This window comes from Pseudonocardia sp. Ae505_Ps2 (assembly GCF_001932425.1).
Classification (GTDB): domain Bacteria; phylum Actinomycetota; class Actinomycetes; order Mycobacteriales; family Pseudonocardiaceae; genus Pseudonocardia.
In genome coordinates, this window is sequence record NZ_MCIP01000001.1 from 1,912,275 (window position 1) to 1,939,068 (window position 26,794).

Here is a 26,794-nt window from a genome sequence, read left to right on the forward strand (position 1 = left end):
CCGCGGGTCAGCTGCCTCCGCCCTCCCCGGTTGACCCGTTCGGGGCATCGGCGGGGCCGCCGGGCGGCGGTGTCGGGCGGGCCTGCTCCGCCGTTCGGGTGAGGTCCGTGCAGGCCGTCGAGGCCCGGAACGCCGAGGCGATCGCCGGGTTGCCGGTGACCTCGTCGAGCGGCCCGGTGGTCCCGGCGAGGCGGGCGAGCGGCTCCAGCGCGGCAGGCAGGTCACGCTGCACCGCGGCCGGGTCGGCCGGGTCGATGGCGTCGACCCGCGAGCGCGCCCCGGAGAACGCCGAGCGGATCTCGCCGAGTCCGCCCTGGAGCCGCGCGGCGAGGGCCTCGCCGTCGTCGACGGGGGCCGGGCCGAGCCGGTCCAGGTCGCCCAGCGCGCCGTCGGCGGCCTGGGTGGTGCGGGTCAGGTAGTCCGAGAGGGCCCGCAGCCGCTGCGCCGGATCCGGGGTCTCCGCGGGCGCGTCCACGGCGGTGCGGACGAAGGGCAGCACGGCCGCGCACATCGAGTCGGTCCACTGTTCGACGGTCGGCCCGGAGGGGCCGCAGCCCGCCAGCACGACGGTCGGGGCGACGAGGAGCGCGGCGAGACCTCGCGATGTCCGCATCGCTCCTCCGTCGGGGGTGATCACTGCGGTCCGGCGGAGAGTATCCGAATCGTCCCGAGACGAAAGACGGCCGCCCGTCCCGATGGGACGAGCGGCCGCCGTGGTCCTGCGAGGTGTCGGCTAACCGACCGAGCTCTCGGCCGGGGTGTCGGTGATCGCCGAGGTGCGGCGCTTCGAGACCACCACCGCGGCCGCGATGATCACCACCGCGACGATCGCGATGAGGACGCGGATCACCGGGTTGGCGTCCGGGGTGGACAGCACCACGACCGCGGGGGCGATCAGCACCGAGACCAGGTTCATGACCTTGATCAGCGGGTTGATCGCGGGGCCCGCGGTGTCCTTGAACGGGTCGCCGACGGTGTCGCCGATGATCGTCGCCTCGTGGGCGTCGGAGCCCTTGCCGCCGTGGTTGCCGTCCTCGACGAGCTTCTTGGCGTTGTCCCAGGCGCCGCCCGAGTTGGCCAGGAAGATCGCCATCAGGACGCCGGTCGCGATGGCACCTGCCAGGTAGCCGGCCAGCGGGCCGACGCCGAGACCGAACCCGACCGCGATCGGGGCGAAGATGGCGAGCAGGCCGGGGGTGGCCAGCTCGCGCAGCGAGTCCCGGGTGCAGATGTCGACGACGCGGCCGTACTCCGGGCGCTCGGTGCGGTCCATGATCCCGGGGTGCTCGCGGAACTGGCGGCGCACCTCGTAGACGACGGCGCCCGCGGCGCGGGTCACCGCGTTGACCGCGAGGCCGGAGAACATGAAGACCACCGAGGCGCCGATGATCACGCCGACCAGGGTGTTCGGGCTGAACACCTCGTAGGCGAACGCGGTCCCGGCGTCCTGCGCGGCGATGTTCACCCCGGCCAGGGCCTGGCTGATCGCGTCGCGGTAGGAGCCGAACAGCGCCGTCGCCGCGAGCACTGCGGTGGCGATCGCGATGCCCTTGGTGATCGCCTTGGTGGTGTTCCCGACCGCGTCGAGCTCGGTGAGGATGTCGACGCCGTCGCCCTCGACGTCGCCGGACATCTCCGCGATGCCCTGCGCGTTGTCCGAGACCGGGCCGAAGGTGTCCATCGCGACGATGACGCCGACCGTGGTCAGCAGGCCGGTACCGGCCAGTGCGACCGCGAACAGCGACACGACGATCGAGCCGGACAGCAGGAACGCCCCGTAGACGGCCGCGGAGATGACGAGCGCGGTGTAGACGGCGGACTCGAAGCCGATCGAGATGCCGGACAGGATCACGGTGGCCGCACCGGTCAGCGACGACTCGCCGACGTCCTTGACCGGGCGGTCCTCGGTACCGGTGTAGTAGCCGGTCAGCTTGAGGATGACCGCGGCCAGCACGATCCCGATGACCACGGCGACCGAGGCGATCAGGCGCGGGTCGCCCGCGAGCCCGACGACGCTGGTGTCGGTCGGGTTCAGCAGCTCGCCGAAGGTGCTCGGGAGGTAGACGTAGGCGGCGATGATCGACAGCACGCCGGCGAACAGTGCCGAGAGGTAGAAGCTGCGGTTGATCGCCCGCAGGGTGTTCTCCCCGGCGCGGGCCTTGGTCAGGTAGACGCCCAGGATCGCGGTGATCACGCCGATCGCCGGGACGATCAGCGGGAACAGCAGGCCCTGCAGGCCGAACGCCGCGGTGCCGAGGATCAGTGCGGCGACCAGCGTCACCGCGTAGGACTCGAACAGGTCGGCGGCCATGCCGGCGCAGTCACCGACGTTGTCGCCCACGTTGTCGGCGATGGTGGCCGCGTTGCGGGGGTCGTCCTCGGGGATGCCCTGCTCGACCTTGCCGACCAGGTCGGCGCCGACGTCGGCGGCCTTGGTGAAGATGCCGCCGCCGACCCGCATGAACATCGCGAGCAGTGCCGCGCCGAAGCCGAAGCCCTCCAGGACGCGGGGCGCCTGGCCGGCATAGACGAGCACGACGATCGCGGCCCCGAACAGGCCGAGGCCGACGGTGAACATGCCGACGACGCCGCCGGTGCGGAACGCGATGCGGGTCGCCTTCTCACGGCCGCCCGGCTCGCGGGAGGCCGCGGCGACGCGGATGTTCGCGCGGGTGGCGAGCCACATGCCCAGGTAGCCGATGATCGCGGAGAAGACCGCGCCGACGACGAAGAAGATCGATCGTCCGATGCGTTCACCGAGGTCCTCGGCGGGGAGCGCGAAGAGCAGGACGAACACGATCGCGGCGAAGATCGCGAGCGTGCGGAACTGGCGGTTGAGGTACGCCGTGGCGCCCTCCTGGACCGCGCGGCCGATCTCCTGCATGTTCGGGGTGCCCTCGCCGTAGGAGAGCACCTCCCGCAGCAGTAGACCGCCGACGACCAGGGCGACGAGGGCGACCACCGCGACCACACCGACGATGGTGAGGTCCCCCGCGCCGAGCTCGAGGCCCTGGGCGAGGTAGGTGGGCTGGGACATCCGTGTCCTCCCGGTGGAAAGGATCCGGCCGGCGAGGTCCCCGGCGGCCGGGTCGGGGTCACTGTGGCGCGACCCGGCCGGGCGGCGACGGCCTCGTCGGCGTCGACTGGGCCCGGGCGGCGTCCACCGGTGACCGGGCTGGTGCAGTCTATGAGTGTGGGACATCCCTCAGTGCGATTGGGATCACAAGACGTAACGAACTGGCAAAAGTGATCAATCCCACACGATGTCGCGACGCAATCCGGGAACCTGCAGATCACCTGCGACGCAACCACTTCTGTCGTCCGCCCGTGCCGCGCCCGTCGGCCGGGGGCGGACACCGGGAGCGACCGCTGATCGTTCGAACATCTGTGCCATCGTGGTCGGTCGTGGGAGCGACGGCGGACAGCACGCAGGGCCCGGACGGGTCGCAGCGCGGGATGGAGCTGCTCCGCCGCGTGCTGGCGGGCTCGGGCCTCGACCCGGCCCGTGCCGACGCCACGTGGACGTCCGGCCCGGCGGAGACGGTCCCGCCGAGGCCGGGACCGGGCGCCGGGGCGTTCGCCGCTCAGGACGGGTTCGACGGTCCGGACGGAGCGCGCGGCTCCGGGGGGCCGACCGACCCCGTCGGCTCTGCCGGCTCCCGCGGCCCTGCCGGTCCCAGCCGTCCTCCTGGCCCTGCCGATCCTCCCGGCTTCCATGGTGTCGATGGCGACGATCCGGCCGGCGCCGTCGACGATCCGTTGCGGCACGTCGTGCGGATTCCGGCACGGCCCGGCCGCCAGGTCGACTGGCCGGGCTGGACACCCGAACCGCTGCGCACGGCCTGGGCGGCCCGCGGCGTGACCCGCCCGTGGTCGCACCAGGCACACGGGGCGGAGCTGGTGCACTCCGGCGCCGATGTCGTCGTCGCGACGGGGACGGCGTCGGGGAAGTCGCTGGTCTACCAGCTCCCGGTGCTCGCCGGGCTGGCCGAGGACCCGCGGGCCACGGCGCTGTACCTCGCCCCGACCAAGGCACTCGCAGCCGACCAGCTGCGGTCCCTCGACGGGCTCGCCCCGGACGGTGTCCGGCCCGCCGCCTTCGACGGTGACACCCCCATGGACCAGCGCGACTGGGTCCGCAGGCACTGCCGGTGGGTCTTCTCCAACCCGGACATGCTGCACCGGTCGCTCCTTCCCCGGCACGGACGCTGGACGACCTTCCTCCGCCGGCTGCGCTACGTCGTGGTCGACGAGTGCCACACCTACCGCGGGGTGTTCGGCTCGCACGTGGCACTGCTGCTGCGACGGCTGTTGCGTCTCGCCGCCCGCTACGGCGCACGCCCCACGATCGTGCTCGCCTCGGCGACGGTGGCCCGCCCGGAGGAGTTCGCGTCCCGGCTGACCGGCCGCGACGTCGTCGCCGTCACCGAGGACGGGTCCCCGCATGCCGGTCGCACCGTCGCGTTCTGGGAGCCGCCGCTGCTCGCCGAGATCACCGGGGAGAACGGGGCGCCGGTCCGCCGCTCCGCCGGGGCCGAGGTCTCCCGGATGCTCGCCGACCTCGTCCTGGAGGACGCGCGGACCCTGGCCTTCGTCCGGTCCCGGCGGGCCGCCGAGCTCACCGCGCTCGGTGCGCAGCGCCAGGTCGCCGAGATCGCTCCCGAGCTGGCCGCGCGGGTCGCCGCCTACCGCGGCGGCTACCTGCCGGAGGAGCGCCGCGCGCTGGAGGCCGACCTGATGTCGGGCAGGCTGATCGGGGTCGCGACCACCAACGCCCTCGAGCTCGGCGTCGACATCTCCGGGCTCGACGCGGTGGTGCAGGCCGGCTTCCCCGGAACCCGCGCGTCGTTCTGGCAGCAGGCCGGGCGTGCCGGGCGCGCCGCCGACGAGGCACTCGTCGTGCTCGTCGCCCGCGACGACCCGCTCGACACCTACCTCGTCCACCATCCGAGCTCGCTGGTCGGTGCGCCGGTGGAGAGCTGCGTGCTCAATCCGGTCAACCCGTACGTGCTCGCTCCGCAGCTGGCATGCGCGGCCGCGGAGATGCCGCTGACCACGGTCGACGTCGAGGAGATGTTCGGAGGAGCGCCCGCGGTGGAGGTCCTCGACGCCCTGGTCGAGGAGGGCGTGCTGCGCCGCCGACCGCACGGCTGGTTCTGGCCCGACACCGGCGACGCACCCGCCGCGCACGTCGACATCCGCGGCTCCGGACTCGGACAGGTCGCCGTGGTCGAGGCGGCCACCGGGCGGATGCTCGGCACCGTCGACGGCGGCTCGGCCCCGGGCACGATCCACTCCGGTGCGGTGTACCTGCACCGTGGCGACAGCTTCGTCGTCGACGAGCTGGATCTCGACGACGGCGTCGCGCTCGTCCACGCCGAGGCCCCGGACTGGCGCACCGAGGCCCAGTCGGTCTCCGACGTCGCCGTGCTCGAGGTACTGGAGCACCGCCGGTGCGGGCCGGTGCAGGTCTGCTTCGGCGCGACCACGGTGACCAGCCAGGTCGTCGCGTACCGCCGACGGACCCCGGACGGGACGGTGCTCGACCAGACGCCGCTGGACCTGCCGCCGCAGAGTCTGGACACCCGGTCGGTCTGGTACACGATCGACCCCGACGCGCTCGCCGACGCCGGCATCGACGAGGCCCGTCTCCCCGGTGCCCTGCACGCCGCCGAGCACGCCGCGATCGGACTGCTCCCGCTGTTCGCGATCTGTGACCGCTGGGACATCGGTGGCCTGTCCACCGCGCTGCACCCCGACACCGGGCTCCCGACGGTGTTCGTGCACGACGGGCACCCCGGCGGCGCAGGGCTGGCCGAACGCGGCCACGAGGTGCTGGGGCGATGGCTGGCGGCGACCCGCGCCGCCGTCCGGGACTGCGAGTGCCGCACCGGATGCCCCTCGTGCGTGCAGTCCCCGAAGTGCGGCAACGGGAACAACCCGCTGGACAAGAGCGGGGCGGTGCAGGTGCTGGATCTGGTTCTGGCCGCGCTGGAAGGCGGGACCCCGACCGGCTCGCGGTGACCGCGGGACCGGACGGGGTACCACCGGCCCGCCCGTCGGGGGCGGGGGCGGACCGGTGGCAACCACGTGCGACGACATCGGACGGGGGCGCCAGGGGCGCTCCGACGTCGTTGCTGTCTGGGGAGCGTGGTCTTCGTGGCGGGGGCGGACCGGACCCTGCCCGTCCTCGCGACTCCTAGTAGGCCCGAGTGTCGCGACAGTGACCAGATGTGGGCCGCGCAACGTCGGTGATCGGTCACGCCCCCACGACGAGATGCCGTTGCGTTGGGACGTTCGTCGTAAGCAATCGTGATGACGGCGTGCTCCGGGGTTCGCCGTCCGTTCATCTGGAGGCGCGGACCGCTCACCGAGATCGTGATCACGTCCGGGCGTGTTCACGACGGCTCCACCGCAGGAACCGAACCGTCCACGGGCCCGCTCGCCGGGGGCGTGCCCGCGTCGACGGGAGCCGGACCCGCGCGTGCCCTCGCCCGTGCGGGACCCCGGAGCGGGAGCAGCCCCGACCAGGCGACCTGGGTCTCGACCAGGGCGTCCCAGCCGTCGAGGCGGCAGGTCAGCAGCTCGGCGCCGTTGCGGACGGCGAGGTCGGAGGCACGGGCGCAGGCGGCAGCGGTGCCGTCCACCGACTGTCCCGCGGCCGCGAGCGCGGACAGGTCTGCGGCGGCGGAGGCGACGTGCCGGGCGCGGGCCGCGGCAGCCAGGTCGACACCGACGGTGCCGACCAGGAGCAGCACCGCTGCGGCCGTCGCGGCCCAGACCGAGGCGACGCCCGCGTCGCCTCCGCGACGTACCGGGGCGTGCCTGCTCATGGCGCGCCACCGGGCTGCGCCGGCGCCGACCCGGAACGGACCGCGCCTGCCGTGACGCCGGGTTCGACCGCGGCGGTCGCGGCACCGCTGATCGTGACCGGGAGCAGCCCGACCGGCCGGACCCGCACCGTCACGACGACGAGATCGCCGTCGACGCGGAGCTCGGGCTCGGCCCCGGCCGGTGCGAGCTGCGCGGCCGCGGCCCGACCCCGCTCGGTGTCACCGCGCGCGGCCTGGCGGGCCAGTTCGAGAGCGGCGTCGGTGCAGCGGACCCCGGCCGCCACCGCGGCGACGGCTCCGACCGCCGCCGCGGTGACCGCGACCAGGGTGCCGAGCGCCAGCGCCGCCTCGACGGTGACCGCGCCACGGTCGTCCGCCAGCCAGGACGGCGCGCCGCTAGTGGGGCCGACCGCGGCACCACGACGGGTGGCGCGGCCGCGGACACGGCGGCCACCGTGTCCGCGGTCCGCCCGGTCCGCCCGGTCCGCCCGGTCCGCCCGGTCCGCCCGGTCGGGTCGGTCGGGCCGATCGGGTCGGCTCGGGATGTCGCGGCCGTTGTCAGAGCGTCGTGGACAGTGCACGTTGCACGATCCCGGTGAGGGCGGCGAGGACGTCTCCGCCGCTGACGATCGCGTAGAGGAGCGCGGCGAAGGCCGCGGCGGCGACGGTGCCGACGGCGTACTCGACGGTGGACATGCCGTCGTCGTCCGAGGCGAGTGCGCACAGCCGGCGGTGCAGCAGGGAACGGGTGGGGGTCATCGGTGTCTCCTTCGTCGGGGGCCCGCGGAGTGCGGACCCGGTCGCCGCGCGGCGGTGGTCACCACCGTGCGAACGCCTCCCCGGCCAGCCCGATCACGACCGGCACGATGCCGAGGACCAGGAAGGCGGGCAGGAAGCAGAGCCCCAGCGGGGCGGTGATGCGGACCGCGGCGCGCTGCGCCCGCTCCTCGGCGAGATCCGCGAGACCGGCGCGCAGCCGAGCGGCTTCCGCCGCGGCGGAGCGTCCGAGGGCGGCACCGGTGCGGGCCGACCGGCCCGCCGCGCGGGCGAACCCGGCGAGTTCGGGGACCGGGCCGGCGGCGGCCCAGGCGTCGTCGGGGTCGGCGCCCAGCGCCAGCAGGCCCGCGACCCTGCGCAACGCCTCACCGGCCGGGCCGTCGAGCCGCCGGGCCGCGGCTCCGACGGCGTCCGCCACGGCGAGACCGGCGGCGAGGCAGGTCGCCAGGAGGTCCCAGGCGGCGGCCAGATCCGCGGAGTCCACCGACGCGGCCGGCCCGCGGGCTGCCCGCCGGGCGAGCCACAGCAACCCGCCGCCCAGCGCGGCGCCGACGACCGCGCCGCCCATCCCGCCGAGGGCTCCGCCGAGCGCGGCCCCGGAGGGAACGAGCACCGCGAGGACCGCGGTGCGGGTCGGCGCCGCGGCCGTCGTCGCTCCGGTGACGGAACGCAGCCCGCGCAGCCGCCCCGGTCCGGGACGCCCGCCGCCGACGACCAGGGCGAGCGCGGCGAGCCCGAGCGCGGCCGCGGTCACGTCGGCACCGCCGCACGCAGGATCCGGTCGGCCCACGCCGCCCCCGCGACCGTGAGGCCGACCCCGGTCAGCAGCAGAGCGGGCCCGTGCAGCCCGGTGCGCAGCACGGTCAGCGGCGCGATGCCCATCAACTGCCCGAGACCGATTCCGGCCAACGGCAACGCGGTCAGCACCGACGCCGTCGCCCGAGGCCCGGCGAGCTGGGCTCGCACCCGGGCTCCGTGCGCGATCCGCCAGCGGATGTCGTCGAGCAGGCCGGTGAGCAGGTCGGCGAGCGGGGCACCGTGGGTGTCGGCGAGCTCCCAGGCCGAGGCGACCCGCTCGACGTCGCGCCGGGCGGGGCCCCGCGCCGTCCGACGCAGGGCCTCGGGGACCGGCTCACCGATCCGCGCGGCGACCGCGGCCGGCTCGAGCAGCGCGCGGGCGAGCGGCCCGTCGTGCACGTGCCCGGCCAGCGCGGCCGCGGGGTGCGCGCCGGTGCGCAGCTCGTCGGTGATCCGGGCGAGTGCGTCGGCGAGTTCCGCAGCCGTCGACCCGGCCCGGTCCGCGGCCCGACGTGTGGCGATCCGGCGCCGCACTCCCCACGCCACCCCCGCTGCGCACACCGCGCCGGCGGGGCCCAGGAGCAGCCACCCCAGCGGGGCGGCGAGCAGCGGCAACGGCGGAGCGAGCAGCCGGGCCGTCGGGAGGGCGGTTCCGGTGCCGGTCAGGGCCCGCCACCGGGACCGCCCCGGCGCCGCGGGCAGTGTCAGCACCGCCAGCGCGAGCAGGACGGGAACCGTCACGCCCTGCGGCGTCCCGGGAAGTGCGCTCAGCACGGCACACCGACCCCGCGCTCGCGCAACAGCGTCGCGAGCTCGTCGCGGCCCGGCCCGACCCCGGAGCCGCGGCTCCAGGCGGCGGTGACGTGTGGGGTGCCGTCGTCGGAGCGGCCCAGCACACCGATCTCGTCGAGCGTCCGGCCGGCGCCGGGGCGGCGTCGCATGTGCAGCACGACCTGGACGGCGGCCGTCAGCTGACCGTCGAGCGCGGCGGGGGACATCCCGCCGAGCCCGGCCAGTGCGCGTATCCGGGCCGGGATCTCGCGGACCGAGTTCGCGTGCACGGTGCAGCCGCCGCCGTCGTGACCGGTGTTCATCGCCGCCAGCAGGTCGCACACCTCGGCGCCGCGGACCTCGCCTACGACCAGCCGGTCCGGCCGCATCCGCAACGCCTGACGCACCAGTTCGCGCAGCGGAACCCCGCCCGAGCCCTCGATGTTCGGCGGCCGGGCGACCAGCCGCACGACGTGCGGGTGGCGTGGGGAGAGCTCCTCGGCGTCCTCGACGGTGATCAGGCGCTCGCCCGGGTCGACCGCGCCCAGCAGCGCATTGAGCAGCGTGGTCTTGCCGCTACCCGTCCCGCCGGCCACGAGCACGGCCAGCCGGGCGCCGACGATCGCGCGCAGCAGTGCCTCGCCGGTCGCGTCGAGGGTGCCGGTCCGCCGGAGCGCGGCCAGGTCGTGCCCGGCGGGACGCAGCACCCGCAGCGAGATCGCGGTCCCGGCCGCCGCCACCGGTGGGAGGACGGCGTGCAGCCGGACCCCGGCGTCGGGGAGCCTGCCGTCGACGCAGGGGCTCGCGTCGTCGAGGCGGCGGCCCGCGGCGAGCGCCAGGCGCTGGGCGAGTCGCCGGACCGCGGCCTCGTCGGTGAAGGTGATGCCGGTGCGGCGCAGTCCGTCGCCGCGGTCGACCCAGACGGCGTCGGGCGCGGTGACCAGCACGTCGGTGGTCATCGGGTCGCGCAGCAGCGCGTCGAGCGGGCCCGCTCCGGTGAACTCCTGGCGCAGGGTGCGGATCGCGGCGAGGACGTCCAGATCGGACGCGACCCCACCGGACTCGGCCCGCACCGCAGCGGCGACGGCGGCCGGCCCGGTCTCGCCGCCCGCGTCGGCCAGCCGGGCCCGCACCCGGTCGACCAGCGGGTTCACGAGGCCGCCCGCCGGATGCCGGCCGTACCGGAGAGGCGCTCGTGCACGGCCCGGGCCGCGGTGGTCAGCGGGCCCCGCCCGGAGCCGGGCGTGCGGCCCCGTTCGAGAGCGCCGGCGAGGTCCCGCTCGGGACGCATGGTCGTGAGCAGCGGCAGCCCGAGAGAGGTGACGACCTCGTCGGGCGTGATCCCGCCGGGGGAGGGCCCGCGCACGACGAGCTCCACGGCCCGGGCATGCTCGGCGAGCACGTCGGCGACCCGGGCGGCCGCGGCACAGGACCGCAGCCCGGCGGGCACCACCAGGACGGTCAGGTCGGCTCTGCCGAGAGCGGTGAGCGCGGCGTCGGTGGGGTAGCGAGGCAGGTCGCACACGACGGTGCCGCCTGCGCGGCGCCCGGCGTCGAGGACCGCGGTGACCGCGGCCGGTTCGGGTCCGTGCGGGGAGCGCGCGCAGGACAGCACCGACAACGCGGTGCGCCCGGACCCGGCCCGTGGGAGCGCGGCGTGCAGCGACGCGGCGCGCACCCGGCCGTCGCCGACCGACAGCTCCGGCCAGCGCAGCCCGGCCTCCTGCTCCAGCCCGACCATCAGGTCGAGGCCGCCGCCGAGCGGGTCGCAGTCGACCAGCAGCGCGGACTCCTCGGCTCGCGCGGAGGTCAGCGCGACCGCGGTCGCGAGCACCGAGGCACCCGCCCCGCCGCAGCCGCCGACCACGGCCAGCACCCGGCCCGCCCGACCGTCGCCCGCTGCGCGTTCCCGGGCGTCGGCGAGGATCCCGGCCAGGCCCGCCTCGCCCTGGGGGAGCTGCACGACCCTGTCCGCGCCGACGGCGACGGCGAGCCGCCAGTCCTCCGCGGCGGGCTCGCCGGGGACGGTGATCACGACGCCGTCGCGGCGCGGGAAACCGGCCTCGCCGCAGCGCCGGGCCCCGGACCGGTCGAGCAGGACGACCGGTGCACGGGCCCAGGCCCGGCGGGCGTCGGCCGCGTCGACCGCGCGTTGGGCATCCATGTCGGCTGCTGCCGCGAGCCGTAGCAGCGCGTCGAGCAGCTCGGGATCGTCGGCCACGATCAGGCAGCGCCGGTCCATCGCGTCGTCCTCCACACCGGCCCGCCGGTGCGAGCCCCGGTATCGAGCGTGCGGCCTCGGGAGGGCTCCGCCGGCCTCGATCGTGGGCCTGTGGACAACTTCGTGGAAACGGCTCGGCCTGTGGACAACTCCCCGGTTCCGTCGGTCCCGCGCGGGAGGATGGAGCAGAGGGGCGGGCCCTCGCGCGGGCGGGCGACGCAGGAGCGGCACGGAGCCACGAGGAAGGGCGCGGAGGCGGCGGCGGGGGACACGACCGTGTCCGTCCCGGCCCGGACGTAGGACGACCCCCGCCAGGGGGGATTGGCGGGGGCCGTCGGGCGGTTCAGCCCCGGGGGGTCGAGCTGAACCCGCTCGGACCAGGTCCGAACTCGGTCAACTGTAGCCGGAACATGCCGGTCGCGCCCATACTCCGGCCGTGGCCTGCGCCGACCGGTACCGGTGACGACGTCACTCCCGGCTCCCGACGGCGTGAAGTGCGCCACTGACCGGTGGGCGCGTCCGGGCGACCGGTCGCATGCGGCCGATCACTCTCCGCTGCTGGGCATCGGTCTGCTCGCAGCCGGGCGGAGCGGTGCAGGGACGGTGGGGCCCACCGTGGGGTCGCCGGCCGGGGATGTGGACGGAGTGGAGGGCCGGGGACGTGCGCTCCGCGTTTCGGGCACGCTGGACGTCGTGCCCGAGACCTCCAGAGCCCCCGCCGCACCGGACCGGACCGCCGGTGCCACCGTCCCCCAGGCGGTGTTCCTCGACCTCGACAACACGATCATCGCCGGGTCGAGTGCGCTGGCGTTCGCGCGGCCGTTCGCCCGTGCCGGTCTGATCGACCGCGCGACCGTCCTGCGCGGGGCGTGGGCCCAGCTGCTGCTCGTGCTCGCCGGGGCGGACGCGTCCACGATGGACACCCTGCGCCGTCGGATGGTGCTGATCTGCGAGGGCTGGGAGGTGGCGCGGGTCCGCACGATCGTCGCCGAGACGCTGCAGGAGATCATCGGTCCGCTCGTCTACCCGGAGGCGCTCCGGCTGATCGAGCACCACCGCGGGCAGGGGGCGGAGATCGTGCTGCTGTCGGCGTCGGGGCTCGAGGTCGTCGAGCCGATCGCCGAGCTGGTCGGGATCGAACGGTTCCGGGCGACGCGGATGCACGTCGTGGACGACCGCTACGCCGGGGAGATCGAGTTCTACTGCTACGGCGAGGGCAAGGCCGTCGCGGCCCAGGAGATCGCCGAGGAGCTGGGGTTCGACCTCGCGCACTGCGCCGCCTACACCGACTCGATCACCGACCTGCCGCTGCTGGAGGCGGTCGGCCAGCCGTCCGTCGTGAACCCCGACCGCGAGCTGCGGGCGATCGCCCGGGAGCGGGGGTGGCCGGTGCTCGCGTTCGTCCGCGCGGCGTCCCGGCGGGACCGGTTGTTCCGGTTGCGCGACCGGCTGTCGGACCGGTTCGCGGCCGGGGCCCGGGTCGGTGCTCCCGCCGGTCCGGCCACCGACGCGGAGGGTCCGGACGCCGGCGGGGTCGGTGCGGCGGGGCCGTGGCGGGACCCGGCGCTGCTCGGCGCCGCCGCGGTCGGCGGGGTGCTCGCGGCGCTGCTGGCGGGTGCAGCCGTCACCCGGTCCGCCCGCGGCGGCCGCTGAGGCGACGGCCGGCCTGGGGACACCGTGCGGGACCGTGCCGCGCCGGGCTGAGCCACACAGGACCGTGCCGCGCCGTGCGACGCAGGACCATGTCGCGCCCAACCGCGATGCAGAGCCGGACCGCGCAGCGCCGCCCAGCGCCGACCCACTGTCGATCAGTGCATGAGTGCTGCCCAGACAGCGGCCACCAACGCTCATGTACTCATCGACGGCGTCGCACGGCCCCACGGCGCACCGGGCGGGCTGGCGACCGGGTCGACCGGCAGGTGTGGGCGGACGGGCAGGCGTGGCGGGCGGACGGTGCGACCGGAGCGGCCCGGCGTGGCCGACGCCGCGCAACAACTCCGACGCCGTGTAACGCGGCCGGTCACGCCGACGCGGGCGGTCCTGGGCGGAGTGCCGCGGTGCGGGAGGTGCGGGAGTGCGAACCCAGTCAGGTGTGCAGGTCGCGGAGCAGGGCCGTGCCCACAACCCCGACCGCGACCGCCGTCCGTGCGTCGTCGTGCACCCACCCGGCGGTCGTCGCCGGTCACCCTGTGCTGCTGAACCGGTGCACATCGGTGAGGGGGTTGCCCACATCATGTTCCGGGTCTACGAAGGAGCCACGGACCCCGGCCGGGCCAGGGGCGTCTCGGAGGAGAAGAGGCGTCTCCCCTGACCGGGCTCCGTACGTGGGGACCGGACCACGTCCACGCCGAGCACGCCGCGGGAGGCATGTCGTCGTGGGCCTGCGAACCGGGACGCCGGGCGCCGAGGCCGCGCAACACGGCACGTAGTGCACGCCAGGACGCCGGTTCCCACGTCGGGCCGGGTGGCGCCCCTCGGGGCACCACCCGGCTCCTTCATGCGCTCAGCCGGACTGCGCGGCGGCGATCGACAGGCCCTCCCGGCCGCCCGCCTCCCACTCCGCGCAGGTGTGGACGATCCAGCGGGCCAGCCCGTCGGGCGTCCCGGAGGCGAACGCCGCCGCGGCCTCCCGGTACTCCGCGGTGCGGCGCAGGAACCCCACCTCGGGCACCGACAGACCGCGCGGGTCCAGCCCGGTCGACATCGCGGTCAGCCGGGCCGCCGCCCGGGCCACGACCCCGTCGGCGGTGCCGAACGGCGCCAGGGTCAGCAGCTCGCCGTGCACGACGGCGACCAGCACCGGAGCCGGCACCGAGGTGCCCCCGCCGATCAGGTCGGCCAGTGCCGTGAGTCGCGCCGACGTCGCCGGGCGCGGCCTGCCCAGCACCTGCTCGTGCTCCTCGGCGGGCACGAGGTCCCCCGCGGCCAGCACGTGCAGCCGGGCGAGCCCCTGCAGCGGGGCCCGGCGCCAGGTGTCGAGGAGCTTGGAGCGCTCGTCGGCGATCCGGACGGCTCCTGCGAGGACCGGGTCGGAGACGTGGTCGGCGGTGACCGGCCGCAGCGGGGCCCCGTCGACCGCGGCGGAGGAGCGGGCGGCGCGCAGGGCGGCCTCGGCGGCCGTCGCGGGCCAGCCGCGCCGGTTGACCGGCTGGTTGTGCACCTCGGTGGCCGCGTCGCGGGCGCGGGCGACCGCCTCGGCGACGCCGGGGAGTGCGGCGAGCGGGGCGAGCGGATCGGCTGCTGCGGGGCGGGCCATGGACGTCATCGTCCCAACCGGTGGGCTACCGCCGGGTAAGTACCCCTGCGGTGTGGACCGCTCGGCGACCGGTCGTGGTGATCCGTCGACCGCCGGACATCCGCCCGCCCGCCGTCGGAGGGCCCGCGAACACCCTGCCGCGCCCGGGAACGGCCCCCCACCTGCGCGGACGGTCAGGTGCGGCGTTGGTGTCCGGCTGGTACCTGTCCCGACAGACGGTGCACGGGCGAGGACGGTTCACTAGCGTCGGACCGCACACGTGCGCGCACACCGAGTGCGCCCGAGGCCGCCACGTCGGCCCGAAGTGACCCGCCGCGTCGAGGAGGACACCAGGACATGGCCGAGTCCGAGAAGAGTTCCGCGCTCAGCGCGCTCTCCAGCGAGAGCAGGTCGTTCCCGCCGTCGGAGGAGTTCGCGTCGCAGGCGAACGCCACCGCCGACTGGTACGACCGTGCCGATGACGACCGCGAGGGGTTCTGGGCCGAGCAGGCCGACCGTCTGCACTGGACGAAGAAGTGGGACACCGTCCTGGACTGGCAGCCCCCGTTCGCGAAGTGGTTCGTCGGCGGCGAGCTGAACGTCGCCTACAACTGCGCCGACCGGCACGTCGAGGCCGGCAACGGCGACCGCGTCGCCATCCACTGGGAGGGCGAGCCCGGCGACTCCCGCACGATCACCTACGCCGACCTGCAGCGCGAGGTCTCCAAGACCGCGAACGCGCTGACCGAGCTGGGCGTCGGCAAGGGCGACCGCGTCGCCATCCAGCTGCCGATGATCCCCGAGGCCGTGTTCTCGATGCTGGCCTGCGCCCGCCTGGGCGCGCTGCACAGCGTCGTGTTCGGCGGGTTCTCCCCGGGCGCGCTCAAGGCGCGCATCGAGGACGCCGAGGCCAAGGTGCTGATCACCAGCGACGGTCAGTACCGCCGTGGCAAGCCGGCCCCGATGAAGGAGAACACCGACGAGGCCGTCGCGGGCACCTCGATCGAGAAGGTCCTCGTCGTCAAGCGGACCGAGACCGACGTGCCGTGGACCGACGGCCGCGACGTGTGGTGGCACGACGTCGTCGACGGTGCGTCCGACCAGCACACCCCGGAGTCCTTCGACTCCGAGCACCCGCTGTTCATCCTCTACACCTCGGGCACCACCGGGAAGCCGAAGGGCATCCTGCACACCTCCGGTGGCTACCTCACGCAGTCCGCGTACACCCACAACGTGGTGTTCGACCACAAGCCGGGCGAGAGCGTCTACTGGTGCACCGCCGACATCGGCTGGGTCACCGGGCACACCTACATCGTCTACGGGCCGCTCGCGAACGGTGCCACGCAGGTGATCTACGAGGGCACGCCGAACACCCCGCACGAGGGCCGGCACTGGGAGATCGTCGACAAGTACAAGGTCTCGATCTACTACACCGCCCCGACGCTGATCCGCACGTTCATGAAGTGGGGCGAGGACATCCCCGCGAAGTACGACCTGTCCTCGCTCAGGGTGCTCGGCACGGTCGGCGAGCCGATCAACCCCGAGGCCTGGATGTGGTTCCGGGAGAAGATCGGCAAGGAGCGCTGCCCGATCGTCGACACCTGGTGGCAGACCGAGACCGGCTCGCAGATGATCGCCCCGCTGCCGGGCGTCACCGCGACCAAGCCGGGCTCGGCCATGCGCGCGCTGCCGGGCATCTCGGCCACCGTCGTCGACGACACCGGCACCCCCGTGGGCAACGGCGAGGGCGGCTACCTGGTCCTCGACAAGCCGTGGCCGTCGATGCTGCGCGGCATCTGGGGCGACACCGAGCGCTACAAGGAGACCTACTGGTCCCGCTTCGCCGAGCAGGGCTACTACTTCGCCGGCGACGGCGCCAAGTACGACGACGACGGTGCCATCTGGCTGCTCGGCCGCGTCGACGACGTCATGAACATCTCCGGGCACCGCATCTCGACCACCGAGGTGGAGTCGGCGCTGGTCAGCCACCCGACCGTCGCCGAGGCCGCGGTCGTGGGCGCCTCCGACGAGACCACCGGCCAGGGGATCGTCGCGTTCGTGATCCTGCGCGGGAGCGCGTCGAAGGACGAGGCGAAGGGCGAGCAGGCCATCAAGGCGCTCCGCGACCACGTCTCCAAGGAGATCGGTCCGATCGCCAAGCCGCGCCAGATCCTGGTCGTGGAGGAGCTGCCGAAGACCCGCTCCGGCAAGATCATGCGCCGCCTGCTGCGCGACGTTGCCGAGAACCGGGACGTCGGCGACGTCTCGACCCTCGCCGACTCGTCGGTGATGGACCTGATCTCGTCCGGCATGAGCGAGTCCAAGGAGGACTGACCGCGTCCCCGGGCCCCGCGCGTGCCGCGGGGCCCGGGCCCGATGGGCGACACTGGGGTGGTGGACGACCCGATCGAGGTGCGGCGCGGCTTCGTCGTGCCCGCTCGCGAGCTGAGCTGGCGGTTCTCCCGCGCCTCGGGGCCCGGGGGGCAGGGCGTCAACACCACCGACTCCCGGGTGGAACTGTCCTTCGACCTCGCGGGCTCGCCGAGCGTCCCCGAGGACCTGCGCGACCGGGCCCTGTCGCGGCTGGCGAACCGGCTCGTCGACGGCGTGCTGACCGTCGTCGCGTCCGAGCACCGCAGCCAGCTCCGCAACCGCGAGGCCGCCCGTGGGCGGCTCGCGACCCTGCTCGGCGAGGCGACCGCGGCTGGCCCGCGCACCCGTCGCCCCACCCGCCCGACGCGCGGGTCGCAGCGCCGCAGGCTCGACGCCAAGAACCGGCGCGGACAGATCAAGAAGCTGCGCGGCCGCCCGGACGAGTGAGGCCCCGTCCCCGGCGTGGCGCAGCCGAGCAGCCCGGCTGACCCCGTGGCACGATGGCGGCTCACCGAACGACGGCCGTCCGGGGGACCCCAGCGCCCCGGGCAGGCGAGTGCACCAGCAGGAGGGAAGACGGTGGCCAGCAACAGCCAGTCGGGCAACGCGGAGGTTCCGCCGGTCCTGCCCTCGATCCCGCTCACGAACGAGCCGGGGCCGCGCGACGCGTCCCTCGGCGCCCTCGCGAAGGACGTCACCACCCATCTCTCGACCTTGGTCCGGTCGGAGGTGGAGCTCGCCAAGGCCGAGGTCACGGCCGAGGTGAAGAAGGGCGTGCAGGGCAGCGTCTTCTTCGTGATCGCCGCGGTGATCGGGCTGTTCAGCCTGTTCTACCTGTTCTTCACCCTCGCCGAGTTCCTCTCGATCTGGCTCAACCGCGCCGCGGGCTTCGGGATCACGTTCCTGTTCATGCTGCTCGTCGCCGGCCTGTTCGGCTTCCTCGGCTACCTGCGGGTCCGCAAGATCCGCAAGCCGGAGCGCACCATCGACTCGCTCAAGGACTCCGCGCAGGTGCTCGCCCAGCGCGGCCAGCGCGGTGACCGCGACAACGTCCGCGAGATCGCCGACGGCACCTCCGGGCGGCACGCAGCCGCGGGCTGATCCGGCGTGTCCGCGACGGCCGGCACCCCGCCCGACCCCTCGGTCGTCCGGATCCCCGGTCCGTGGACGCACCGTGCGGTGTCGGCCAACGGCATCCGCATGCACCTCGCGGAGTACGGCCCACCGACCGGCCCGCTCGTCGTGCTGCTGCACGGCTTCCCGGAATTCTGGTGGACCTGGCGCCACCAGCTCCTCGCCCTCGGCGACGCCGGCTACCGGGCCGTCGCGCCCGACCTCCGCGGCTACGGCGACACCGACAAGCCACCCCGCGGCTACGACCTGTGGACCCTCGCCGGGGACTGCGCCGGGCTGATCCGGGCGCTCGGGGAGTCGCGCGCCCACGTCGTCGGGCACGACTGGGGTGCCACGATCGGCTGGACGGTCGCCACGCTGCACCCGCGCCTGGTCGTCTCGCTCACCGGGCTCGGGGCGCCGCACCCGATCGTGATGCGGGACGCGCTGCTGCGCGATCCCCTCGGGCAGGGGGCGGCCAGCCGCTACATGGCGGGGTTCCAGCTGCCGCGGCTGCCGGAGCGCTCGCTGCGCGCCGACGGCGGCGCCCGGGTCGGCCGGATCATGCGGGCCTGGGCGGGGCCGGAGTGGGCCGCGACCACCGACTTCGCCGACGTCGTCGCCCGCAACGCCGAGGCGATGCGGATCTCCACCGTGGCCCACTGCAGCCTCGAGTACTACCGCTGGTCGATGCGCTCCCAGCTGCGCCCCGACGGCCACCGGTTCGCCCGTGAGGTCTCCCGGCCGGTGGGGGTGCCGGTGCTGCAGGTGCACGGGGCCGACGACACGTGCGTGCTCGACACCACCATGCGCGGCGACGAGCGGTTCGCCGGTGCCGGGCTGACCCACCACACGCTCCCGGCCACCGGGCACTTCCCGCAGCAGGAGCACCCCACACACGTCACCGCCCTGATCGGTGCCCACCTGCAGCGCTGCGACGGTTGATCCGAGACCGGTTCCCCGTCGTCCGACGTGCACGGATACGCTCGGCCACCGTGCGGATCCTGATCGTGGGAAGCGGTGCGCGTGAGCACGCCATCGCCGTGGCTCTGGCGCAGGACCCGGAGGTGACGGCGCTCGCCGTCGCCCCCGGCAACGCGGGAACGGCCGCGGTGTCCGAGCAGCTCGGACTCGACGTCACCGACAACGGTGCCGTCGTCGAGCTGGCGCGGACCTGGAAGGCCGACCTCGTGGTCATCGGGCCGGAGGGTCCGCTGGTCAACGGCGCGGCCGACGCGGTCCGGGAGGCCGGGATCCCCTGCTTCGGCCCGAGCGCCGAGGCGGCCCGGATCGAGGGGTCCAAGGCGTTCGCGAAGGCCGTGATGAGCGCGGCGGGGGTGCCGACGGCCTCGTCGGTCGTCGTCGACAACCCGGCGCACCTCGACACCGCGCTGTCGGTGTTCACCCCGCCCTACGTCGTCAAGGACGACGGATTGGCCGCGGGCAAGGGCGTCGTCGTGTCCGACGACATCGAGGTGGCCCGCGCGCACGCCCTCGGGCTGCTCGACGCCGGCCACCCGGCGCTGCTGGAGTCGTTCCTCGACGGGCCCGAGGCGTCGCTGTTCTGCCTCGTCGACGGTGCCACCGTCGTGCCGCTGCTGCCCGCGCAGGACTTCAAGCGCGTCGGCGACGACGACTCCGGCCCCAACACCGGCGGCATGGGCGCCTACTGCCCGCTGCCCTGGGCGGGCGAGGACCTCGCCGAGGAGCTCGTCGCCCGGGTCGTCGCGCCGGTCGCCGAGGAGATGGTGCGCCGCGGGACCCCGTTCACCGGGCTGCTCTACGCCGGTCTCGCGCTGACCTCGGAGGGCCCCGCGGTCATCGAGTTCAACTGCCGCTTCGGGGACCCGGAGACCCAGGCCGTGCTGGCGCTGCTGCGCACCCCGCTGTCGCAGCTGCTGTTCGCCACCGCGACCGGCACCCTCGCCGAGCAGCCCGCGATCGAGTGGGCCGAGGGGGCTGCGGTGACCGTCGTCGTCGCCGCGGAGGGGTACCCGGCCACCCCGCGGCTCGGTGACGTCATCACCGGCGCCGAGGGCGACGGCGTGCTGCACGCCGGCACCCGTCGCCGCGACGACGGCGCGGTCGTCTCCTCCGGCGGGCGCGTGCTGTCGGTCGTGGGCACCGGCTCCGACCTCGCCGCTGCCCGGGCCGAGGCCTACGCGCGGCTGGCGCCGGTCCGCCTCGCGGGCTCGCACCACCGCACCGACATCGGTCTCAAGGCCGAGCGGGGCGAGGTCAGCGTTCCGGTTGCGCAGGGTTGATGTTACCGCCGCGTAACGCCCGTATGGCCTAGCGAGATTAGTCCGAATGGGCCCACCTGGGCGTTCGAAGGCCGGTTGTTCGATGATCATGAAGAGCCGGTTAAAACGGACACCAGGGTTTGATCTCCACCGGTGCGGCGGGGAATCGTCCTGTGGCACAGGGGCACAGCCGGTGCCCCTGAACCTCAGGAGGATCATCATGGCCCACGCTCCCCAGCAGGCCCGTCGTCGTCGCGCCCTCGCCCTCGTGGGTGGCGTCGTCGCCGCGCCGCTCGCCGCCCTGGCGTTCACCGGTACCGCGCAGGCGGCCGAGCTGACCCCGGTCGCCGAGTACCTCGACGAGACCGTCGCCGCCACCGACGCGCAGGTCGGCGCGGTCGTCGACGCCCTGGGCTTCGAGGCCGAGTGACACCGGGCGGGCCCCGTGCCCGCCCCGGTTCGTGACTGACCGCGCGCCCGGGAGGGGCTCCCGCCCGGGCGCGCGGTCCGGTCCCCAGGGGGCCGCCGCCTAGGCTCGGCGGCGTGACCCGCCTGACCGTCGCCGCCCGCGCCGCCGTCGCCCCGTTCCATGTCATGGACGTCTGGGCCGCCGCCGCCGAGCGGGCCCGCACCCACGGCGACCTGATCAATCTCTCGGCCGGGCAGCCCTCGACCCCGGCGCCGGAACCGGTCCGCGCGGCCGCCGTCGCCGCCCTGGGGTCCCAGGTGCTCGGCTACACCGTCGCCCCTGGCATCGCCGAGCTGCGCGAGGCCGTCGCCGGGCACTACCGGCGGACCCGGGACCTGGACGTCGACCCGGGTGACGTCGTCCTCACCACGGGGTCCTCCGGCGGGTTCCTGCTGGCCTTCCTCGCCGCGTTCGACGCGGGCGACCGCGTGGCCATGGCCCGTCCCGGCTACCCCTGCTACCGCAACATCCTCGCCGCGCTGGGCTGCGAGGTCGTCGAGCTGCCGTGCGGTCCGGCCACCCGGTTCCAGCCCACGGTCGAGATGCTCGAGGCGCTCGACGAGCCGGTGAAGGGCCTGATCGTGGCCAGCCCGGCGAACCCCACCGGCACCGTCCTCGACCCCACCGAGCTCGCCGCGCTCGCGTCCTACTGCGAGGACCGCGGCATCCAGCTCGTCAGCGACGAGATCTACCACGGCATCACCTTCCCGGGCAGCCCCGCGACGAGCTGCGCCTGGGAGACCTCCCGCGAGGCCGTGCTGGTCAACTCGTTCTCGAAGTACTTCTCGATGACCGGCTGGCGGCTCGGCTGGCTGGTCTGCCCACCGCGGCTGCGGCGCACCGTCGAGGGCCTCGCCGGCAACTTCACCGTCTGCCCTCCGGCGCTGCCCCAGCACGCCGCGCTCGCCGCGTTCGACGAGGCGAGCTACGCCGAGGCCGACGCCCACGTCGTGCGCTACGGCCGCAACCGTGACCTCCTCCTCGACGGACTGCGCGCACTCGGGATCACCCGGCTCGCCCCCGCCGACGGCGCGTTCTACGTCTACGCCGACATCGCGCACCTGCTGCGCGACGGCGAGGACTCGATGGGCCTGACCTACCGGCTGCTCGACGAGACCGGCATCGCCGTCGCACCGGGGCAGGACTTCGACCCGGTCGACGGCGGTGGCTACGTCCGCTTCTCCGGCGCCGGGACGCCGGAGGCCATCACCGAGGCGCTGGAGCGGCTGCGGGCCTGGGTCTGAACGGTTCTCAGAGCACCAGCTCGGGCTTCACCGCCGTCGCCGTCCACACCCGCTTGCGGTACGCCGCGAACGTCGCCAGTGCGAGCGCGCCGACGAACCAGGCCAGCAGCACCGGCACCGCCGTGCCCACGACACCGGCCAGCTCGCCGCCGTACATGAGGTGCCGCAGTGCGTCGACGGCGTAGCCCATCGGCATCACGTGGTGCACCGGGTACAGCGGCGCGGGGATGGTCTGCCACGGGAACGTGCCGCCCGCCGAGACGAGCTGCAGCACCATCAGGACCAGCCCGAGGAACTGCCCGACCGCGCCGAGCAGCGCGTTGAGGGCGTGCACGATCGCGGTGAACGTCATCGAGGTCAGCCACAGCAGGGCCAGCGTCGCGACCGGGTGCACCGGTGTGATCCCCAGCAGCAGCGACACCACCGCGTACATGCCGGTGACCTGCACGATCCCCAGCAGGCCGGCCGGGATCCAGCCGCCCAGCGCGATCCGCAGCGGGCTCTGCCCGGCCGCGATCGCCCGTCGGGACAGGGGCTGGACCAGCAGGAACAGCACGTAGCCGCCGATCCAGGTGGCCAGCGCCATGAAGAACGGGGCCAGTCCGGCGCCGTAGGTGTCGGCCTGGGAGTAGGCGACGTCGCGGGTGGCGACCGGGTCGCCGATGTTCGCGGCGGTGGCCTCCCGGACCCCCGGCGCCGGGTTCGGGATGTCCCCCAGCCCCGAGGCCAGGCCGTCGTGCAGCTGCGTCGCCCCGTCGGCGAGCTCGCCGGTGCCGGCGTCGAGCCGGCGCGCCCCGTCGGCGAGCCGGTCGGTGCCGTCGACGGCGGTGCGCTCCCCGGCGACGAGCTGGTCCGCCCCGGTCCGCAGCGCGGTGGCGCCGGTGGACAGTTGTGTGGCGCCGTCGGCGAGCTTCCGCACGCCGCCGGACAGCTCGCTCGCGCCGTCGCGCAGGGACCCGGCCCCGTCGGCGGCGCTCGCGATGCCCTGGCTGAGCTGCGGCGCGGACGCGGCCAGCTGCTCGGCGCCGTCGGCGACCTGCCCGGCGCCGGACCCGAGCCGGTCGAGCTGCCCGGACACCTGCTGGACGCGGGCGTTGCCGTCGACGAGCGGCTGCTTGGCCGTCGCCAGCGCGGCGAGGGCCTGCTGGACCTGCTCGTCGGTGAAACCGCGTTCGCGCAGCGACGCGGCGATGGTGCCGTCCGCGGCGTCGAGCTGGTCGGCGAGGCGGGCGCTCTCCTGCGCGACCCGGTCCCCGGCCGCGGCCAGCTGCGCGTTGCCGTCGGCGACCTGGCGGGCGCCGTCGGCGAGCCTGCGCGACTGCGCGGGCAGGTCCGCGGTGGCGCTGCGGAGGGTGCCGAGCCCGGTCGCGAGCTCACCCGCGCCCGAGGACAGCCGGTCCGCCCCGGTCGCCGCGGTCCCGGCACCGGAGGCGAGGGTCCCCGCCCCGGTCGCGAGCCGGTCGGCGCCGCCGGAGAGCTGCGTCGCGCCGTCGAGGAGCCGGCGCTGCCCGGACGCGAGATCGCCCGCCCCGGAGGCCAGCTGGCCCGCCCCGTCGTGGGCGGTCGCCGCGCCGTCGGCGAGCTTCCCGGCGCCGTCCGCGGCCTCCTGGGTCTTGGTGTGGATGGTGGAGAAGCCGGTGAGGAACCGGTCCGCGGCCTGCGTCCCGACCTCCTTGGCGACCGAGTCGCGGACCCGGGTGGTGAGGGTGTCGGCGATCGTGCGGGCCAGGTAGTTGTTGGCGTCGTTCGTGGTGAGCACGAGGATCCCCTGGCGCGGTGTGAACTCACTGGAGGACTGCAGGGCCGCGGTGAAGTCGTGCGGGATCGTCAGGGCGAAGGTGTAGATGTTGTCGCGCACACCGCGGTCGGCCTCGGCGGCGGAGACCCGGTGGAAGTCGAACGAGCCGGACTCGGTCAGCTCCGTCGCGACGTCCTGGCCGACGTTCTGCGCCTTCCCGTCGGCGTCGGTGCCACCCGTGTCCTCGACGACCAGCGCGGCGGGCACCTGGTCCAGGCGGGAGTAGGGGTCGCCGTTGGCGTAGAGGTAGAAGCCCGCGTAGAGCATCGGGATCAGCAGCAGGGCGAGCACGGCCAGGACCGGCAGCCGCCCGGCGGTGATCCGCCTCAGCTCGCTGATCGCGATCCTGACCGCGCTCATGAGGTCCTCTCCGTGGTGTCGTTCCCGCTGGTCTCGTTCCCGCTGGTCCCGCTGTCGGCCGTGGACCCGGGGGGTTCGGTGGCGTCGGGTGGCTCCGGGGCGGGCTCCGCGCCGGGCAGGATCGCCGTGCCGGCGTCCTCGGTGCCGGTGCCGGTGGCTGTGCCCGGTTCGGGGGCCGGCGCGGCCCCGGACGGGCGGCGCAGCAGCCACCGGGTCCAGCCCTGCGGCAGGTCGTCGGCCCCCTGCGGCGCGACGACGGTCAGCGGCCCCGTCGGGTCCTCGGGCCTGCTGTGCCGCCCGGGCGGCTCCGGGAACGCGCCGGCGTCGCCGCCGCCGAGCCGGACCGCCGGCACCCCCAGCAGCGCCGCCGACCCCTCGGTGCAGGTCACGACCACGGTGAACCCGGCACGGGCGTGCTCGGAGGCCACCTGCCACCAGGTCACCGGGGTGCCGCCGTGCCGGTCCGGCGCGGTGAGGACGAGCACCCGCACCCCGGGCCGGGACGCGGCGAGTGCGGTCATCAGCCCGATCCGCACGGGTGCGGGCACGTCCTCGAACCGCGAGCGCACCCAGCTCTCGGCGCCCCGCGCACCCAGCCACTCGGTCACCGCCCGCGGGGTGGTGCCGCGCCCGGCCATCGCCAGCTCCTCGCCGACGACGGTCCGCAGCGGCAGCACCGGCTCCGGCTCGCTGACCCCGGGCGTATCGACGACGGCGACGGCCCGGCGCAGCCGGCGGGGGTCGTCGTCGCCGTCGAGGGTGACGGTGCCCTGGTCGGGCCGCATCCGCCCGGCGAGCGCCAGCGCGAGCGCGGTGTGCCCGGACCCGGGGGTGCCCGCGACCAGCAGGACCGAGCCGGGGACGGCGCGCAGCGAGGTCGGCGCGAGCAGCACCCCGTGGGCGCCGTCGACGGCGACGCCCTCGGCGACGAGGGCCGCCTCCGGATCGGATGCGGAGGAGGGGGCGGATGAGGGGGCGGAGCTGGTCATGACGGTCCTGCTGTCCTGGGCGCCACGGGCCGCGCGACCCCCGGCGATCGCGGGTCCGCGCAGCTCACCGGCACCGGTCGGGGGTCGGGGCCACCGGCGCGCAGCGGTGCGTACGCACGGGCGCGACGGCGGCGGAAGCCTAGGCCGACGCCTGCTCCGGCGTCCGGCCGTCGCCCAGTGTGGACCCGATCGTGCGGGGCGACTTGACTTCGGACGACAGTGAGTTGACTCCGCGCGACACTGTGACGGCGGCGACGGCGGGCGTCCGACGCGCTCCGTCGCCGATGCCGTGGGACGGGCCCGACCGGACCGGACGGTGCAGCGGGGCGGTGGCCTCAGCTGCCGAGGGCGGTGCGGGGCAGCATCCCGGGGCCGCCGGGGGAGCCGGTGCTGGCCGGGCCGACCTCACCGATCCGGTCCAGTGCCGCCTTGATGTGCTTGTCGCCGACGTCGCGGTGGGTCATCAGCCGCAGCTTGCCCGCGATGGCACCTGCGCGGACCCCGGCCTCGGCGAACGTGGCGATCGTGCCGCGCACGTCGGCCACGTCCACCAGCACGATGTTGGTCTGCGGCTCGCGGACCCGCCAGCCGCGCTCGCGCAGCCCGGCGGCGAGCCGCGTCGCGAGGTCGTGGTCCTCGGCGAGCCGGTCGATCTCCTCCAGCGCGACGAGTCCGGCCGCGGCCAGCACCCCACCCTGCCGGACGCCGCCGCCGAGCATCTTGCGCAGCCGCCGGGCGTGCTCGACGAACTCCGTCGACCCCGCGACGACCGACCCGACCGGCGCGCCCAGCCCCTTGGACAGGCACACCGCGACCGTGTCGGCGCCGACGGTCAGCGCGCCCGGCGGGACCCCGAGCGCGACCGCGGCGTTCCACAACCGGGCGCCGTCGAGGTGCACCGACAGCCGGGCGGCCCGTGCCGCCGCGGCGACGGCGGCGTGCTCCTCCGGAGCGATCACGGTGCCGCCCGCGGAGTTGTGCGTGTTCTCCAGGCACAGCAGCACCGGGCGCAGCGCGGCGTAGGAGCCGTCGTCGACGGCGGCCCGGCGCACCGCCGCGGCGGTGACCTTGCCGGGGCCCGCGTCGTGCGGCAGCGGCCGCGGCATCCCGCCGGCCAGCCAGGCGGCCGTGCCCAGCTCGAAGTCGAGCACGTGGGCGCCCTGCGGGGCGAGGAACGCCTCGCCCCGGCCGAGCCTGCTCATCAGCGCGATCAGGTTGGCCATCGACCCGGTGGGGGTCCACAGCGCGTCGGCGGCGCCGAGCAGGCCGGCGACCCGTTCCTCCAGCTCGCGCATGGTGGGGTCGCCGTCGAGCACGTCGTCGCCGACCTCGGCCTCGGCCATCGCCCGGCGCATCGCCTCGGTCGGCAGCGTGACGGTGTCCGACCGCAGGTCGACGGGCTCACCGGGGGCCGGGGCGGCCGCCGCGCCGCGCGTGCCACCACGCGACGACCAGCGGCTTCTGGGTGACGGGCGCACACCCACAGTGTGTTCCATACCGGTCACGGTGAGAACGGCAGGGTCACGAAACGGTCACGGTCCCCTGTCCCACCTGGGCGTCGAGTCCGGTA

Annotated in this window: 22 protein-coding genes; 9 read left to right on the forward strand and 13 right to left on the reverse strand. The window is 75.1% G+C overall.

What is annotated here, in order from left to right:
* Nucleotides 1-7: 7 nt before the first annotated feature.
* Together Ae505Ps2_RS09050 and Ae505Ps2_RS09055 are read right to left on the reverse strand one after the other, a co-directional pair.
* Nucleotides 8-613, reverse strand: a complete 606-nt coding sequence (locus Ae505Ps2_RS09050) for a hypothetical protein (RefSeq protein WP_139318852.1) — start codon at nucleotides 611-613, stop codon at nucleotides 8-10.
* 120 nt (nucleotides 614-733) lie between these two features.
* Nucleotides 734-3,037, reverse strand: coding sequence for a sodium-translocating pyrophosphatase (locus Ae505Ps2_RS09055; protein WP_060713601.1), 2,304 nt, complete (start codon nucleotides 3,035-3,037; stop codon nucleotides 734-736).
* Nucleotides 3,038-3,456: 419 nt separating this feature from the next.
* Between Ae505Ps2_RS09055 and Ae505Ps2_RS09060 the strand changes: the two genes are divergently transcribed.
* The gene (locus Ae505Ps2_RS09060) at nucleotides 3,457-6,024 is read left to right on the forward strand and encodes a DEAD/DEAH box helicase (protein WP_075308807.1); all 2,568 of its coding nucleotides are present in this window, start codon (nucleotides 3,457-3,459) and stop codon (nucleotides 6,022-6,024) included.
* 374 nt (nucleotides 6,025-6,398) lie between these two features.
* On the opposite strand, the gene Ae505Ps2_RS09065 is transcribed toward Ae505Ps2_RS09060, so the two are convergent.
* The 7 genes from Ae505Ps2_RS09065 to ssd are packed head-to-tail and all read right to left on the reverse strand — an operon-like array spanning nucleotide 6,399 to nucleotide 11,421.
* Nucleotides 6,399-6,833 (reverse strand): Rv3654c family TadE-like protein, encoded by a 435-nt coding sequence (locus Ae505Ps2_RS09065; protein WP_075308803.1) that lies wholly within the window; start codon nucleotides 6,831-6,833, stop codon nucleotides 6,399-6,401.
* Nucleotides 6,830-7,414 (reverse strand): TadE family type IV pilus minor pilin, encoded by a 585-nt coding sequence (locus Ae505Ps2_RS09070; RefSeq protein WP_249265241.1) that lies wholly within the window; start codon nucleotides 7,412-7,414, stop codon nucleotides 6,830-6,832. The genes Ae505Ps2_RS09065 and Ae505Ps2_RS09070 overlap by 4 nt, the downstream gene beginning before the upstream one ends.
* On the reverse strand, nucleotides 7,392-7,592 hold the full coding sequence (locus tag Ae505Ps2_RS09075) for a DUF4244 domain-containing protein (RefSeq protein ID WP_075308801.1): 201 nt from the start codon (nucleotides 7,590-7,592) through the stop codon (nucleotides 7,392-7,394). The genes Ae505Ps2_RS09070 and Ae505Ps2_RS09075 overlap by 23 nt, the downstream gene beginning before the upstream one ends.
* A 58-nt stretch (nucleotides 7,593-7,650) precedes the next feature.
* On the reverse strand, nucleotides 7,651-8,364 hold the full coding sequence (locus tag Ae505Ps2_RS09080) for a type II secretion system F family protein (protein ID WP_075308799.1): 714 nt from the start codon (nucleotides 8,362-8,364) through the stop codon (nucleotides 7,651-7,653).
* Entirely contained in the window at nucleotides 8,361-9,149 is a 789-nt protein-coding gene (locus Ae505Ps2_RS09085; RefSeq protein ID WP_075308797.1) for a type II secretion system F family protein, read from the reverse strand. Before Ae505Ps2_RS09085 ends, Ae505Ps2_RS09080 begins: the two co-directional genes overlap by 4 nt.
* Nucleotides 9,150-9,175: 26 nt before the next feature.
* Entirely contained in the window at nucleotides 9,176-10,333 is a 1,158-nt protein-coding gene (locus Ae505Ps2_RS09090) for a TadA family conjugal transfer-associated ATPase (protein WP_075553558.1), read from the reverse strand.
* Nucleotides 10,330-11,421 (reverse strand): septum site-determining protein Ssd, encoded by a 1,092-nt coding sequence (gene ssd / locus Ae505Ps2_RS09095; RefSeq protein ID WP_075334127.1) that lies wholly within the window; start codon nucleotides 11,419-11,421, stop codon nucleotides 10,330-10,332. The genes Ae505Ps2_RS09090 and ssd overlap by 4 nt, the downstream gene beginning before the upstream one ends.
* Before the next feature lie 672 nt (nucleotides 11,422-12,093).
* On the opposite strand from ssd, the gene Ae505Ps2_RS09105 reads away from it, so the two are divergent.
* Nucleotides 12,094-13,053, forward strand: a complete 960-nt coding sequence (locus tag Ae505Ps2_RS09105) for an HAD family hydrolase (RefSeq protein WP_233147395.1) — start codon at nucleotides 12,094-12,096, stop codon at nucleotides 13,051-13,053.
* Between the two features lie 850 nt (nucleotides 13,054-13,903).
* Here Ae505Ps2_RS09105 and Ae505Ps2_RS09110 read toward each other — a convergent pair.
* The gene (locus tag Ae505Ps2_RS09110) at nucleotides 13,904-14,656 is read right to left on the reverse strand and encodes an oxidoreductase (protein WP_075308793.1); all 753 of its coding nucleotides are present in this window, start codon (nucleotides 14,654-14,656) and stop codon (nucleotides 13,904-13,906) included.
* Between the two features lie 336 nt (nucleotides 14,657-14,992).
* On the opposite strand from Ae505Ps2_RS09110, the gene acs reads away from it, so the two are divergent.
* From acs to Ae505Ps2_RS09140, 7 genes are all read left to right on the forward strand, one after another.
* On the forward strand, nucleotides 14,993-16,969 hold the full coding sequence (acs, locus tag Ae505Ps2_RS09115) for an acetate--CoA ligase (protein WP_075308791.1): 1,977 nt from the start codon (nucleotides 14,993-14,995) through the stop codon (nucleotides 16,967-16,969).
* Nucleotides 16,970-17,011: 42 nt separating this feature from the next.
* Nucleotides 17,012-17,455 (forward strand): alternative ribosome rescue aminoacyl-tRNA hydrolase ArfB, encoded by a 444-nt coding sequence (gene arfB / locus Ae505Ps2_RS09120; RefSeq protein ID WP_086002413.1) that lies wholly within the window; start codon nucleotides 17,012-17,014, stop codon nucleotides 17,453-17,455.
* A gap of 132 nt (nucleotides 17,456-17,587) precedes the next feature.
* The gene (locus tag Ae505Ps2_RS09125; RefSeq protein ID WP_020627149.1) at nucleotides 17,588-18,109 is read left to right on the forward strand and encodes a phage holin family protein; all 522 of its coding nucleotides are present in this window, start codon (nucleotides 17,588-17,590) and stop codon (nucleotides 18,107-18,109) included.
* 6 nt (nucleotides 18,110-18,115) lie between these two features.
* Nucleotides 18,116-19,066 (forward strand): alpha/beta hydrolase, encoded by a 951-nt coding sequence (locus Ae505Ps2_RS09130; RefSeq protein ID WP_075308789.1) that lies wholly within the window; start codon nucleotides 18,116-18,118, stop codon nucleotides 19,064-19,066.
* A 50-nt stretch (nucleotides 19,067-19,116) separates the two neighbouring features.
* Nucleotides 19,117-20,385, forward strand: coding sequence for a phosphoribosylamine--glycine ligase (gene purD, locus Ae505Ps2_RS09135; RefSeq protein WP_020627151.1), 1,269 nt, complete (start codon nucleotides 19,117-19,119; stop codon nucleotides 20,383-20,385).
* Between the two features lie 199 nt (nucleotides 20,386-20,584).
* Complete coding sequence (locus tag Ae505Ps2_RS31065) at nucleotides 20,585-20,794, forward strand: hypothetical protein (protein WP_075550151.1); 210 nt, start codon at nucleotides 20,585-20,587, stop codon at nucleotides 20,792-20,794.
* A 164-nt stretch (nucleotides 20,795-20,958) separates the two neighbouring features.
* On the forward strand, nucleotides 20,959-22,077 hold the full coding sequence (locus tag Ae505Ps2_RS09140; protein WP_198932252.1) for a pyridoxal phosphate-dependent aminotransferase: 1,119 nt from the start codon (nucleotides 20,959-20,961) through the stop codon (nucleotides 22,075-22,077).
* 7 nt (nucleotides 22,078-22,084) lie between these two features.
* On the opposite strand, the gene Ae505Ps2_RS09145 is transcribed toward Ae505Ps2_RS09140, so the two are convergent.
* The 3 genes from Ae505Ps2_RS09145 to Ae505Ps2_RS09155 form a co-directional block, all read right to left on the reverse strand.
* Complete coding sequence (locus Ae505Ps2_RS09145; RefSeq protein ID WP_075553559.1) at nucleotides 22,085-24,235, reverse strand: YhgE/Pip domain-containing protein; 2,151 nt, start codon at nucleotides 24,233-24,235, stop codon at nucleotides 22,085-22,087.
* Complete coding sequence (locus Ae505Ps2_RS33980; RefSeq protein WP_175581809.1) at nucleotides 24,232-25,224, reverse strand: ATP-binding cassette domain-containing protein; 993 nt, start codon at nucleotides 25,222-25,224, stop codon at nucleotides 24,232-24,234. Before Ae505Ps2_RS33980 ends, Ae505Ps2_RS09145 begins: the two co-directional genes overlap by 4 nt.
* Nucleotides 25,225-25,559: 335 nt before the next feature.
* Complete coding sequence (locus Ae505Ps2_RS09155) at nucleotides 25,560-26,720, reverse strand: threonine aldolase family protein (RefSeq protein WP_051050150.1); 1,161 nt, start codon at nucleotides 26,718-26,720, stop codon at nucleotides 25,560-25,562.
* Between the last annotated feature and the right edge of the window lie 74 nt (nucleotides 26,721-26,794).

Excerpts from the sequence above, each read along its gene's own strand:
- Ae505Ps2_RS09050 (WP_139318852.1), bottom strand. The coding sequence starts at position 613 with ATGCGGACATCGCGAGGTCTCGCCGCGCTCCTCGTCGCCCCGACCGTC.
- Ae505Ps2_RS09055 (WP_060713601.1), bottom strand. The coding sequence starts at position 3,037 with ATGTCCCAGCCCACCTACCTCGCCCAGGGCCTCGAGCTCGGCGCGGGG.
- Ae505Ps2_RS09060 (WP_075308807.1), top strand. The coding sequence starts at position 3,457 with ATGGAGCTGCTCCGCCGCGTGCTGGCGGGCTCGGGCCTCGACCCGGCC.
- Ae505Ps2_RS09065 (WP_075308803.1), bottom strand. The coding sequence starts at position 6,833 with ATGAGCAGGCACGCCCCGGTACGTCGCGGAGGCGACGCGGGCGTCGCC.
- Ae505Ps2_RS09075 (WP_075308801.1), bottom strand. The coding sequence starts at position 7,592 with ATGACCCCCACCCGTTCCCTGCTGCACCGCCGGCTGTGCGCACTCGCC.
- ssd (WP_075334127.1), bottom strand. The coding sequence starts at position 11,421 with ATGGACCGGCGCTGCCTGATCGTGGCCGACGATCCCGAGCTGCTCGAC.
- Ae505Ps2_RS09110 (WP_075308793.1), bottom strand. The coding sequence starts at position 14,656 with ATGGCCCGCCCCGCAGCAGCCGATCCGCTCGCCCCGCTCGCCGCACTC.
- acs (WP_075308791.1), top strand. The coding sequence starts at position 14,993 with ATGGCCGAGTCCGAGAAGAGTTCCGCGCTCAGCGCGCTCTCCAGCGAG.
- arfB (WP_086002413.1), top strand. The coding sequence starts at position 17,012 with ATGGGCGACACTGGGGTGGTGGACGACCCGATCGAGGTGCGGCGCGGC.
- Ae505Ps2_RS31065 (WP_075550151.1), top strand. The coding sequence starts at position 20,585 with ATGGCCCACGCTCCCCAGCAGGCCCGTCGTCGTCGCGCCCTCGCCCTC.
- Ae505Ps2_RS09140 (WP_198932252.1), top strand. The coding sequence starts at position 20,959 with ATGGACGTCTGGGCCGCCGCCGCCGAGCGGGCCCGCACCCACGGCGAC.
- Ae505Ps2_RS09145 (WP_075553559.1), bottom strand. The coding sequence starts at position 24,235 with ATGAGCGCGGTCAGGATCGCGATCAGCGAGCTGAGGCGGATCACCGCC.
- Ae505Ps2_RS33980 (WP_175581809.1), bottom strand. The coding sequence starts at position 25,224 with ATGACCAGCTCCGCCCCCTCATCCGCCCCCTCCTCCGCATCCGATCCG.
- Ae505Ps2_RS09155 (WP_051050150.1), bottom strand. The coding sequence starts at position 26,720 with ATGGAACACACTGTGGGTGTGCGCCCGTCACCCAGAAGCCGCTGGTCG.